The following is a 10,013-nucleotide window of genomic DNA, read 5'->3' on the forward strand; positions in this document are numbered from 1 at the left end:
GGCCGTTGTCGTTTCTCCCCCCTCGACAATCTGACCTCACCCAGCTTCGCCCGAACGGGCAACCGAGCTGGCGCGGACGCTCGTAAAACCCTCGAGCACTCATCGGAATGCCCCGTGCGCCGTACCCCCGCCGAGCCTCCAGGCCCGGGGCGAGCCGCCGGCTGCGCCGACGACGGATCACGGACGGTGCATCGCCTCCCGCCGTCCTGTCCCTGGCCGACCTTGGGTCCGGCTCGCGCCATACCTGAACACGTGGAACCCTGACCTATGCGGCAACCCGGAAGCCTAGCCCATGTGCGCCCTTAAGCAGCGCTTCGACTTCGTCGCCGAACTGCGCGCGTTCGCGGCTGAGGTATCGACCCTCCAGGGGAACGACGCGTCGGCTCTCGCCGCACGCATGAACCGCCGCTGCGCCGACGTGATGAAGCGCCCCGATCCGATGGATCGCGGCCGCATCGATCCGGCCAGCATCTTCAAGGCTGGCGGCGAGCACGCGATCGGTCGCGTCGAGATCAGGAACCCGACGCGCCGCATCGCCGGCAAGCTCGGGCTCAAGGCCGCGGCATGAGCGCCGAGGCCGTCATCGCTCATGGTGACGCGGAGATCCGCGTCGCGAGCGACCCGAGTGCTCGATCTGTCCTGATCATGGCGGATGACGGTGCGGCCGAGACCTGTGTCGAGATGACGGCCGGGCGGGTGCGTGCTTTGATCGGTGCGCTAGGCGACGCGCTGCGCGACTTGGAGGACTAGAATGGTCGGGATCGCGGATTTTCAGGTCGTGCTCGACCGGCCCAACGACCAGGGCGACCCCATCGTCCTTGCGCCCGTCGGGGACATCTCGATCCGCGCCACCTGCGATCGCTTCCTCTCAGGGCTGAAGGACGTGGGCCATCTGCCGCTGAGCGACATCGGCGTCAGCGTCGGCCCTGGGGACACACCCTGTTCGATGTCGGTCACGCTGACCGGCCTCACGCCTGCGGGGAACGCCATCCTGCGGGAAGCTGCCAGCCGCCGCGGCCGAGCCGCGCTGCCCTTCTCGGTGCCCGAGGCGACCCCCGCCGACATGGATCCTCGGCTCGTCGCGGCGATGCCCGAACTGCACGCGTATTACGTGGACAATGTCACGTGGGGCGCGCTGCACATCGTGTTGGACGATGGCAACGTGGACGACGCCGATGTCGACCTCTGCTTGGGATGGGCGAAGGAGCGCGGTGATCACGCCGGCGCGAACATCGCCCGGCTGCTCCAGGCTGTGACGCCGGATCAGCGGCTCATTCTCCACGAATGGTGGTACGGGCGCGGGCGCTTTGAGGCCCCGCGCGGCGTCGCTGCGTAGCCCGGTTTCGGCACTTATCCGGCGGCCTGAACCGCCCCGATCCGTCCGCATGCCCCGCACAGCGGGGGAGGGGGCCGTTCGGTCTTCTCCGAAAACCGCCAGACGGCCTCTCGGCCACGCTCTACGATAGGGTCGGATAATTTCCCTTACCCGCACCCAAACGGGGGATTTTCGGGGCATGCCCGAAACCGCACTTATCCCTGTACAAAACGGGGTCCCGGTTCACTGCCAAAATGACGAGCTGGATCGGGCCGCGCTCGAACTCGCGCGCGCCTCAAAATCACCCGCCACGCTCCGCGCCTACCGGTTCGACTTCGCGCACTTCACGGCCTGGGTCGCGGAACAGGGCCTCGCCCACCCGGTCGAGCCACGGCACGTCGCCCGCTACCTCGCGGCGCTGGTCCAGGCGAAGCTGAAGGCTTCGACGATCGAGCGGCGGTGTGCGGCGATCGCGTTCCACTACCGCGCGGCGGGACAGGACAACCCCTGCTCCCGTGAGATCGTCCGGGCGACGCTCGCCGGCGTGCGCAACACGCTCGGCACCAAGCCCGCGAAGAAGAAGGCGCTGACCGTCGACCTGACCGCCAAGGTGGTCCGGAAAATCCGCGGCGACGACGTGAAGTCGGCGCGCGATCGCGCGATGATCCTCGTGTGCTTCGGCGCGGCGCTGCGGCGGTCGGAGCTCGTGGCGCTGGATCTGGCCGACATCGAGTTCAAGCGGCGCGGGCTGATGATCAGCCTCGCCAAGAGCAAGACCGACCAGGCCGGGAAGGGCGCCAAGCTCGCCATCCCGGACGGCAAGCTCAAGATCCCGGAGGCGGTCCGCGCCTATCTGAAGGCCGCGGGCTTGATGGATGGGGATCGGATCACCGGGGAGGGGCCCCTGTTCCGAGCCATCCTCAAGGGCGATCGGGTCACCGAGCGGCGCATCGACACCGAGAGCTTCGTGCGCATGTTCAAGGCGCGGTGCGCCGCCGCCGGTCTCGACCCGACCGAGTTCTCGGGTCACTCGCCGCGACGCGGGTTCGCGACGACGGCGGGCGACGAGGGCGCCGACCTGCGCAAGACCGCGGAGGCGATGAGGCACTCCAAGCTCGAGACCACGATGGGCTACATGGAGGAGGGCGATCTCCTGAACACGTCCGTCGGGAAGCTCTTCCTGTAGCGTCCTAGCCCTCGGATGGATCGAACCGGTACGTCACCCCGTGGATCATCATTCGATGCGGGCCGATGCCGTCCAGTTTGGTCGCGTGCTGGGTCATGTGTCGCTCGGCAGCACGGGCGAGCATCCCGAACTCTGCCTGGGACATGTGAACCGTCGGTGCTGAGAGCCCACGGGCTCGGAATGTCTCTGAGAGCGCGCGCGACGCCTCCAGCAAATCCTTGATGTCGTCCATCGAAAACCCTCGTCCATCAGTGATGGATCAGCATAGCAGCTTTGAGTTCGGCTCGCTCTTGAGCCGCATAAGACGGATCGTCTCCTCCAGCCCCGAACAGATGCCCGGTCTCGGCCGCCACGCGTGCGGCATACTCATCCGGAGCGCGGGGCAGGCGACGATCCTGGATCCAGAGGACGGAACGGCCTCCCGTCACCCCGTGAACGCCGAGCCGCGAGGCACAGGGCGCGCGGGAGAGTAGCGACCCGGCAATCCCGGCGCGAAGAGATCCGGGCGTGGGCGCCCCGGCTGGATCCACCCTTCCACGATCAGCGCGTCTCGCCCGAGGCGCTCGGCGCTACCCCGCGCGCAACTCTCGCGTGCGGCCGATGAGGCTTGCCCGATGCCGTGCCAGACCCCGCAGGCGCAGACCTGCACCCGCTTCCTCCTCAGCCTTCTCGTGATCGCGTTCGCGCTCGGCTTCGTGTCGGTCGCCTACCACGAGGCGCTTCCCACCCACTTCGCCTGACCGATCCCGAGCGAGCCATCCACCATGCACGGCACCATCTATCTCGGCCTCCTGCGAGAGACGGAGCAGCCCGATCTGAACCGCCTCGCCGACCTGATCAAGCTGGTCGCGGCGCTGCCGCCGAGCGGAGCTGTCGTTCTCGTGAGCTCGCCCCGTGAGCGTGCGGAGATCAGCGACCTGATCCTCCAGCATCGCGGAACGGCCGTGCTGGACGCGACCAAGGTGTCGATCGGCACGGACACGATGTCCGAGTTCGTGGCCGCCGGCGGCCGCCTGCACAGCCGCGTGTTCCTCACGCCTGGCTACGAGCCGAAGTCCAGCCCCGGCTTCTGGCAGGGAGCGCTTGAGCTCAACGCGCAAGGGGGCTGGTGGAACCCGCAAGCGGCAGAAGGGTGGCGCAAGCGCACGCGGCCAGCGGCTTCGACCCCCGACGCTCCGCCAGCGCCGCGGCCCGAACCCGAGCCCAGGCCTGTCCTCCGCTCGGTTCCGAGGAACCCGTGCTGGGAGGAGACGGCGCCGATTGCCGACCCCGCCGTTCCGCTCTTCGCCACCGTGACGCTCGCGCCGCTGGCGGATGCTCCGGCGAACGACCGCGGACCGTGGCATCGGCCGGAGGTTGAGCAGCGCGATGGCCTGACAATCGTGGTCCACAGCCTCTACGAGCCGTGGAACCGTCACTGGCCATGCCGGCTCTACGCGCCCCTGCCGCTCAACTGCGGCGGCGGCCTGAACCGGGTCTTCCCCTCGCAGGACGCCGCCGACGCGGGTCTCGCTGCCTTCGTCCGCGAGGTGCGGGCGATCCTATTGCGCTCTGCCGAGAAGGAAGCTGCGTGATGTTCATCCATCCAGCCTCGACTGCCAAGCGCCATCCGCTCGCGGCTCCAGCGGCGACACAGCCTCGTCCGGCAATCACCATCACCCACGACGGCACAACCATCGTCGTCAAGGTCTCGCTCGCTGGAGCCCTGGTCCGCAACGAGTTCCTGTCCCTGGATGATGCGCGCGCGGCGCTGCCGGACATGAGGCGCGTTGCGACCAAGCTGGCCGATCTAGTGGCGAGCGAAGGCGTCCCGGGGGATCTGCCCTGATGCGCCTCGCCATCGAACACCTCCCCGCACCCGGTCAGGAGCCCTGGTGCATCGTCCTCCACACCGGAAGCTCTGAGATCCGGCAGGAGCGGCACGTCAGCCGCGTAGCCGCAGAAGCGGCCCTGCCAAGCGTCGCGCGGACGCAGCGTCGGGCGATGCCCGGCCAGCGCGTCGAGATCCAGGCCGCCTGATGTCCGGATCCGCCCCATCCGTCTATCAGCAGGCCGCCTCGGTCTTCGTCGCTTCCCTGCCGCGGAACGGCGCCGTCATCGTCGTCGCCGACGATCCGCTGCGGCTGATCCTGTCTGGCATGATCGTGGCCGCTCGGCCGACCGAAGCCGACCGCTTCTGGTTCATCGTCGCCTCGGCGCCGAAAGCGCTGGAGTTGGAGACGCACGCGCGTCTCACGAACAAGCTGCCGGTGCTGCGCGCGCCGGGGCACGGCTTCTCCCGGGCGCGCCGCCGCGCACTCGCTGCGGACCTCCGCGCCGCCTGATCAGGCCGCCCACCGACGGCGCGCGTCGGCTTCCTCCCTCCTGAGAACCGCGATGACCCAGTCCCAGCGCGCCGCGCTGCTCGACATGCTGCGCGCTGTCGAAGCGTGCACGGCCAGCCTCACTCCCGACCTCATCCTCCGCGTCGGCAGCCTGCGCGCCCGAGTGATGGGTGGCACTGACGAGCACTTCGACATCCTGCGCGATGCCCTGCGCGATGCTGGCATCAAGGTCTGACGCCATGCAGGACATCGACCGGATCGAAGCCGCCCCTCTCTCGGATGAGGAGAGGGTGCTGGCCGAGCGCACGCTCGCCCTGGTGCTCGGACTGCCCGAGGACGGCGCCGTCATCTTCGTGCACTCGCGAACCGTGCTCGCGCCCCTGCGGGATCTCGTCCTGCGCAAGCGCGGTCTCGGCGTTCACAACGCGACCCGCTTCATCGTCGCCCCAGCCGAGCACGACGAGGCCCCGTTCCTGACCGGCCTCTCGCTGCCCGTCTACCGGGACCCCTTCACGCTCGCGCAGCGCACGTACCTGCGCGCGCTCGGTGGCGCATGGAGGCTCTGAGATGCATCTCGCCCTCTACCCGCTCCTGCTCCTGTCGGGCGTGGTCGCCCTCGGCGCGATCCTCGTCGCCGTCGCGAAGGACGGCCCGGCGCTTCCCTGCGTCAGCGCGTACCTCGCCGCGCTCGCCGTGGCGTTCTGGTCCGCGTGGATGCTCGGTCTGATCGACCTGCAGGTCTCGGCCCTGTGAGCCACCCGAAGGACCGCGCGCTGATGATCAGCGCGGGAATGGGGCTCGGCATCCTCCTCGGTCTGGCCCTGATCGACTTCATCGCCCTCGTGACGCGAAGCCTCCACTGATGACCCCGGCACAGTACGCGACGCAGGGTGCTCTCGCCCGCGCGATCATCGACCACGACCGGCAGACCGCGGCAGAGGCCGACGAGATCGCCGGCCAGACGGTCATCGACATCGGATGGGGCGCGTACCTGCGCCACCGTCGCGCCCGACGGGCTGAGCTCTCGACCGCGGCTGGAAACATCTGCAACCGCCCGGCCGCGCCGGATCCGACCCGTCCTCTCGCAGCTTCCGGGACACGCCGCTGATGCTCGCCTTCCTCAAGCGCTGGTTCGGCTGGCTCGCCGTGCCGAGCGCTACCTCCGAGCCCGATCCTCAGACCGACGCGGATGCCGGCATCCCGCCGGGGATCTACCTGTTCGAGCCGGGCACCGCGCTGACCGGCCATGAGCCGCTCTCCGTCTACGCCGCAGCGCGGGTCGGTGATGCGGATCGTCCGATCATCGGATACGCGTACCGATGAGGCTCGCCGAGATCCCGCACGCCGCGATGGCGCTGGTCGGCGCCGTCGTCCTCGCGGCGCCGGCCGCTCCGCCCTCCGGCTCCCCGCCCAAGCCGCCGCTGCCCGCGATCCTCGTGCTCCCGCCTGAGCCCGAGCCCCGCAAGCGACCCGCCTACCGCCCTCTGCACTGAAGGTCCCCGCATGGACATCGAGAACGCCTGGAACCTCGGCCTCTGGCGCGGGGAGCGCAAGCGCGCGCGCGTCGTGCCGCTCGCGCCGGAGATTGACCGGACCACCTACCTCGCCGGCTACGACTACGGCCGGGACCGCGCCGCTGCGCGCGCCGCCGACCGAGAGACCGCGCCACGCACCGACGCGCGCCAGCCCGACCAGCGCCGTCCGGATCGCCGTCAGCACTGGACGCCGGGCCGCGGACGCCGCGCCGCCTGAACCACCCCCGCGCCGGGGCATCGGGCGCACCTCCCTCTCACGAGATCCCCCATGCTCCGGACGCTCCTCGCCTCGCGTTGGCTGCGCGGGCTGCTCCCGCTCGGCTTCGCCATGGCGCTGCTGTCGCTGGTGATCGACGCCTCAATGCGCTCGGCGCGCGCGGACATCATCGGCTGGCAGATCGAAGCTCGCGCCTGCCAAGGCCCCGCCCGATGCGCCGCGTTCCCGCCATCGCCCGCGCTCTGGCGGAACCGCTACGCCTGCCAAGTCCGGGCGGAGAACCTGGAGCGCGGTGCCGCCGACATGCCGCCGGACGCGCTCGGCCTGCCCAAGGGCCGGTTCTCGGTCTCGGTGCGGTGTCGCCCCGTCGAGGGTCTGCCCAGTGCCTGAGTTTGAGCTCCCCGGCGCGGCGCTCATCGCTGAGCCAAGCGCATCGGCGCAGGCTGTCGAGATCGTCTGCGCCTCACCCACGACAGCGAAGCTCCTCTTCGCCGCGCTCGTGATCCTCGTCTTTCTCGCCTGTCATGCCGTGCATGGCGAACAGGGGCCACGCCGATGACCCAGTTCCTCGCCGTCGCGCTCGTCTGCGCGCTATCCATCGCCGGCCCGGACTGCACACGCGAGAATGCGCTCGACGTGGCGGTGCAAGCCGTCCCTGCCGGCACCGAATGCAACCACTTCGCCGAGCTGATGGCCGTTCAAGCCTTCGGCCCGATCCAGCCCGGCACCTACCGGAAGACCATCTGCACGCGCCGCCATGTGGTGAGCGCCGAGGGAGACGCTCGCCCGTGATCAAGCCGCCTTTCACTCCCGCGCCGCGCCCCGACTTCATCGACAGCCTCGTCGGTCTCTGGCTCCAGGGCGCCGTCACGATGGCGCATCTGGCGACGGCGTCGTTCGCGCCCGTCCGCCAATCTTGGCCCGAGCACGACGCCCCCGAGCCGCGGGCCGTCTACGCCGAAGGTGAGATCCCCGCCGGCATGGGTATGCCGTCCGGCCCGTCCACCGTGTCACCGATCCGCCCGGAGGACCTGGTCGCCGCCGACGGCTGCACCGAGACCTGCGCCGACTGCCGGTTCTATCGCGCGGAGAACGCGCAGGCCGGCACGTGCCGACGCTTCGCCCCCGGCATCGCCGAGGACAGCGACGTGGCGTTCTGGCCGATCACCGCCGGCCGTGAGTGGTGCGGGGAGTTCTACCCCGCGCTGACCGCGCACGCGCCGCGACACTGAGAGCGGCGCGATGACCGCCGCCCAGTTCTCCGATCTTCGTCCAGCCGAGGTCGGTCTCGACCCCGTGGATCGCCCGCAGATCAAGGCGCTGTGCGAGGCCGGCTACCTGCCGGTGTCGCGCTACGTCGAGCTCGTCACGGCGCTCGGCTGGGATCTCGTTGTCGAGGAAACACCCGAGCCGCCCAAGAGCCCGCTGCCTCGGATGGTCCACCAGATCCCCTGGCCGATCGTCTCGGTCTCGGTGGCCTGATGCTCCGGCCCTGGCTTTACCGCGTCGCCCGCGCACTTCTGGCGCGCGCACCCCGCCTCTCCTGACCCGGAACCCGTCATGGTCCACGTCCGCATCCTGCTCGCGCTGGTCGCGGGCGGTCTCGCCTCTCCGCTCCTCGCAGCCCCGCTCGAGGCATACCTCCGTCACGAGACGCCCGACGGCGCGATGCTCGCCTACTTCCTCGCCCCCGTGATCGTCGCCGTGCTCTCCTACGGCGCGGGCGCGTTGTTCATCTCGGAGCCTGCGGGTGGCAGCGTCGTCCGCACGAACGTCCTGCTCGACGGACGCAAGGTCGGCTCCGCCGTCACGCGCCACATCCCGGCCGACGCATCTGCGGAGAACCGCGCATGAAGATCCTGAACCCTCGGACCGGCCAGATGGTCGAGATCGACCCCGAGACGGGCAAGCCAGCGGCCCAAAAATCCTGAGCCGCGACGGTCAGCCCTCTAGCTTCCGGCTATCGGTTGACGTATACGACCAAGTGCGCAGATGCGTTTTGACCCCGGCGGTTTCCGTCCGGGGTTTTTTCGTGTCTGGCCTTGGGCGCTCCCGTCATGCGCGCCGGGCCGATCGGCCCGAGATGTACGGGCGGGGGCGCCAGCATTCCTTTCCTCGCGAGCCTAATTGGCCTGGATGCAGGACACCACCCTCATCCACGGCGATTGCCTCGCGGTGATGCCGACGCTTGAGCCAAGCTCGGTCGACGCGGTCATCGCGGACCTGCCCTATGGGTCCACGCGGTGCCCCTGGGACGTGATCATCCCGTTCGACCCGCTCTGGGCCGCCATCGAACATGTGCTGAAGCCCGACGGCGTCGTGGTGCTCACAGCCTCGGGGGCGTTCTCGGCGCTGCTTACCGTCTCCAAGCTCGACTGGTATCGCTACCGTTGGGTCTGGAACAAGGTGAACCGCATGTCGGGTCACTTCAACGCGAAGCGGCAGCCGCTGCGAGTGACCGAGGACATCCTCGTGTTCTCGCCGGGCCCGCATCGCTACCGCCCGCAGATGGTCCAGGGCGAGCCCTACCGTTCCAGCCATGGCGGTAGCGGCAACGTCTACAAGCTCTCGCGACCCATCGAGACCGACTGCTCCGACGGCCTCCGCTACCCGCAGGATCTGATCGCCATCAAGGCGGACTGCCGCGGAACGGAGGGGCGCGTCCACCCAAGTCAAAAGCCGACCGCCCTCACGGATTACCTGCTCCGCACGTACACGGACCCCGGCGCCCTGATCTTGGACCCGACCATGGGGTCAGGTACTGCGGGCGTCTCGTGCGTGCGGCTCGGACGACGCTTCATCGGTATCGAGCGGGACGCAAAGCATTTCGGCACGGCGCGAGCTCGCATCCTTCCGGCGCAGCCGGCTCAGGCCGCGCTCGCTCTCGCAGCCTGATCGGCCGGGATGCCGAAGAACCGGTAGCAGTTGCCCGCCACCCGTTCCTTGCGGACATCCAGGCCCGCCGCTCTCGCGAACCGCTTGATGTTCACGGTCGGCCAGCCGGTCGCCTCCAGGATCTCCCAGGTCATGCACCCCTGAGGGCGGCGGAGCAGATCGGCGACGATGTCCTGCTTCTTCACGCGGGGCGGACGTGACGGCACCGACGGAGCGCTGGGCTGTGACTGCCCGTCCCTGAAGCCAAGGGTGTAGATCTGGACGGCGAGCTTGATCGCCGCCGGATCGGAGCCGGCCAGCCCACGTACCGCTTGCGTCACAGCCTCCGGCTCTAGTGACCACGTCGAGCTTGGCTCGCCTTGATCGCCGCAAGCATCGTCCCCCGAACAGAAGTCTCCGGCGCGAGCCGTCGCATCCATGACCGAACCTCAGAAGTCGAGCGTGTGATTTGCCCCAGTGGCGGGATAACGCACGACTTCTGTAAGCGTGGCAAGGGGCCGACAGAAGACCGAAACTCCCCCGCTAGTCTTCTCCCGAGCGC

24 protein-coding genes are annotated in these 10,013 nt (G+C 69.3%); 22 read left to right on the forward strand and 2 right to left on the reverse strand.

Features of this window, described 5'->3' with window-relative positions:
- Positions 1-292 precede the first annotated feature (292 nt).
- From ACLBYG_RS22210 to ACLBYG_RS22225, 4 genes are all read left to right on the forward strand, one after another.
- Positions 293-568 carry a hypothetical protein gene (locus ACLBYG_RS22210; protein ID WP_447682903.1) on the forward strand — a complete coding sequence of 92 codons (276 nt, stop codon included), beginning with the start codon at positions 293-295 and terminating at the stop codon, positions 566-568.
- Entirely contained in the window at positions 565-750 is a 186-nt protein-coding gene (locus ACLBYG_RS22215; protein ID WP_447682904.1) for a hypothetical protein, read from the forward strand. The genes ACLBYG_RS22210 and ACLBYG_RS22215 overlap by 4 nt, the downstream gene beginning before the upstream one ends.
- Position 751: 1 nt before the next feature.
- On the forward strand, positions 752-1,336 hold the full coding sequence (locus ACLBYG_RS22220) for a hypothetical protein (protein WP_447682905.1): 585 nt from the start codon (positions 752-754) through the stop codon (positions 1,334-1,336).
- A 178-nt stretch (positions 1,337-1,514) separates the two neighbouring features.
- Positions 1,515-2,501, forward strand: coding sequence for a site-specific integrase (locus ACLBYG_RS22225; protein WP_447682906.1), 987 nt, complete (start codon positions 1,515-1,517; stop codon positions 2,499-2,501).
- Positions 2,502-2,505: 4 nt separating this feature from the next.
- On the opposite strand, the gene ACLBYG_RS22230 is transcribed toward ACLBYG_RS22225, so the two are convergent.
- Complete coding sequence (locus ACLBYG_RS22230; RefSeq protein WP_447682907.1) at positions 2,506-2,733, reverse strand: hypothetical protein; 228 nt, start codon at positions 2,731-2,733, stop codon at positions 2,506-2,508.
- Between the two features lie 382 nt (positions 2,734-3,115).
- On the opposite strand from ACLBYG_RS22230, the gene ACLBYG_RS22235 reads away from it, so the two are divergent.
- The 18 genes from ACLBYG_RS22235 to ACLBYG_RS22320 all read left to right on the forward strand — a co-directional run bounded on the left by ACLBYG_RS22235 (position 3,116) and on the right by ACLBYG_RS22320 (position 9,472).
- Positions 3,116-3,241 carry a hypothetical protein gene (locus ACLBYG_RS22235; RefSeq protein WP_447682908.1) on the forward strand — a complete coding sequence of 42 codons (126 nt, stop codon included), beginning with the start codon at positions 3,116-3,118 and terminating at the stop codon, positions 3,239-3,241.
- Between the two features lie 24 nt (positions 3,242-3,265).
- A complete protein-coding gene (locus ACLBYG_RS22240; RefSeq protein ID WP_447682909.1) occupies positions 3,266-4,075 on the forward strand; it encodes a hypothetical protein in 810 nt (269 codons plus the stop codon).
- Complete coding sequence (locus tag ACLBYG_RS22245; RefSeq protein WP_447682910.1) at positions 4,075-4,329, forward strand: hypothetical protein; 255 nt, start codon at positions 4,075-4,077, stop codon at positions 4,327-4,329. The genes ACLBYG_RS22240 and ACLBYG_RS22245 overlap by 1 nt, the downstream gene beginning before the upstream one ends.
- A complete protein-coding gene (locus ACLBYG_RS22250; RefSeq protein ID WP_447682911.1) occupies positions 4,329-4,520 on the forward strand; it encodes a hypothetical protein in 192 nt (63 codons plus the stop codon). The genes ACLBYG_RS22245 and ACLBYG_RS22250 overlap by 1 nt, the downstream gene beginning before the upstream one ends.
- Positions 4,520-4,825, forward strand: coding sequence for a hypothetical protein (locus ACLBYG_RS22255; protein WP_447682912.1), 306 nt, complete (start codon positions 4,520-4,522; stop codon positions 4,823-4,825). The genes ACLBYG_RS22250 and ACLBYG_RS22255 overlap by 1 nt, the downstream gene beginning before the upstream one ends.
- Positions 4,826-4,877: 52 nt before the next feature.
- Entirely contained in the window at positions 4,878-5,060 is a 183-nt protein-coding gene (locus ACLBYG_RS22260) for a hypothetical protein (protein WP_447682913.1), read from the forward strand.
- Positions 5,061-5,064: 4 nt separating this feature from the next.
- Positions 5,065-5,391: a hypothetical protein gene (locus tag ACLBYG_RS22265; RefSeq protein WP_447682914.1), complete on the forward strand. Its 327-nt coding sequence runs from the start codon at positions 5,065-5,067 to the stop codon at positions 5,389-5,391.
- Between the two features lies 1 nt (position 5,392).
- Positions 5,393-5,578 (forward strand): hypothetical protein, encoded by a 186-nt coding sequence (locus ACLBYG_RS22270; protein ID WP_447682915.1) that lies wholly within the window; start codon positions 5,393-5,395, stop codon positions 5,576-5,578.
- A 109-nt stretch (positions 5,579-5,687) separates the two neighbouring features.
- Positions 5,688-5,933 (forward strand): hypothetical protein, encoded by a 246-nt coding sequence (locus ACLBYG_RS22275; protein ID WP_447682916.1) that lies wholly within the window; start codon positions 5,688-5,690, stop codon positions 5,931-5,933.
- On the forward strand, positions 5,933-6,148 hold the full coding sequence (locus ACLBYG_RS22280; RefSeq protein WP_447682917.1) for a hypothetical protein: 216 nt from the start codon (positions 5,933-5,935) through the stop codon (positions 6,146-6,148). The genes ACLBYG_RS22275 and ACLBYG_RS22280 overlap by 1 nt, the downstream gene beginning before the upstream one ends.
- The gene (locus ACLBYG_RS22285) at positions 6,145-6,318 is read left to right on the forward strand and encodes a hypothetical protein (RefSeq protein WP_447682918.1); all 174 of its coding nucleotides are present in this window, start codon (positions 6,145-6,147) and stop codon (positions 6,316-6,318) included. The genes ACLBYG_RS22280 and ACLBYG_RS22285 overlap by 4 nt, the downstream gene beginning before the upstream one ends.
- 10 nt (positions 6,319-6,328) lie before the next feature.
- Positions 6,329-6,577 carry a hypothetical protein gene (locus ACLBYG_RS22290; RefSeq protein WP_447682919.1) on the forward strand — a complete coding sequence of 83 codons (249 nt, stop codon included), beginning with the start codon at positions 6,329-6,331 and terminating at the stop codon, positions 6,575-6,577.
- 51 nt (positions 6,578-6,628) lie between these two features.
- The gene (locus ACLBYG_RS22295; RefSeq protein ID WP_447682920.1) at positions 6,629-6,967 is read left to right on the forward strand and encodes a hypothetical protein; all 339 of its coding nucleotides are present in this window, start codon (positions 6,629-6,631) and stop codon (positions 6,965-6,967) included.
- Between the two features lie 165 nt (positions 6,968-7,132).
- On the forward strand, positions 7,133-7,369 hold the full coding sequence (locus ACLBYG_RS22300) for a hypothetical protein (RefSeq protein WP_447682921.1): 237 nt from the start codon (positions 7,133-7,135) through the stop codon (positions 7,367-7,369).
- Positions 7,366-7,809 carry a hypothetical protein gene (locus ACLBYG_RS22305; RefSeq protein WP_447682922.1) on the forward strand — a complete coding sequence of 148 codons (444 nt, stop codon included), beginning with the start codon at positions 7,366-7,368 and terminating at the stop codon, positions 7,807-7,809. The genes ACLBYG_RS22300 and ACLBYG_RS22305 overlap by 4 nt, the downstream gene beginning before the upstream one ends.
- A gap of 10 nt (positions 7,810-7,819) precedes the next feature.
- Complete coding sequence (locus ACLBYG_RS22310; protein ID WP_447682923.1) at positions 7,820-8,059, forward strand: hypothetical protein; 240 nt, start codon at positions 7,820-7,822, stop codon at positions 8,057-8,059.
- Positions 8,060-8,137: 78 nt separating this feature from the next.
- Positions 8,138-8,431, forward strand: a complete 294-nt coding sequence (locus tag ACLBYG_RS22315; protein ID WP_447682924.1) for a hypothetical protein — start codon at positions 8,138-8,140, stop codon at positions 8,429-8,431.
- 282 nt (positions 8,432-8,713) lie between these two features.
- On the forward strand, positions 8,714-9,472 hold the full coding sequence (locus ACLBYG_RS22320; RefSeq protein WP_447682925.1) for a DNA-methyltransferase: 759 nt from the start codon (positions 8,714-8,716) through the stop codon (positions 9,470-9,472).
- Here the strand turns inward: ACLBYG_RS22320 and ACLBYG_RS22325 are convergent.
- Positions 9,445-9,891, reverse strand: coding sequence for a hypothetical protein (locus ACLBYG_RS22325; RefSeq protein ID WP_447682926.1), 447 nt, complete (start codon positions 9,889-9,891; stop codon positions 9,445-9,447). The two genes, ACLBYG_RS22320 and ACLBYG_RS22325, sit on opposite strands and share 28 nt — an antisense overlap.
- Positions 9,892-10,013 lie beyond the last annotated feature (122 nt).

The sequence above is a fragment of the Methylobacterium sp. D53M genome (assembly GCF_053345625.1).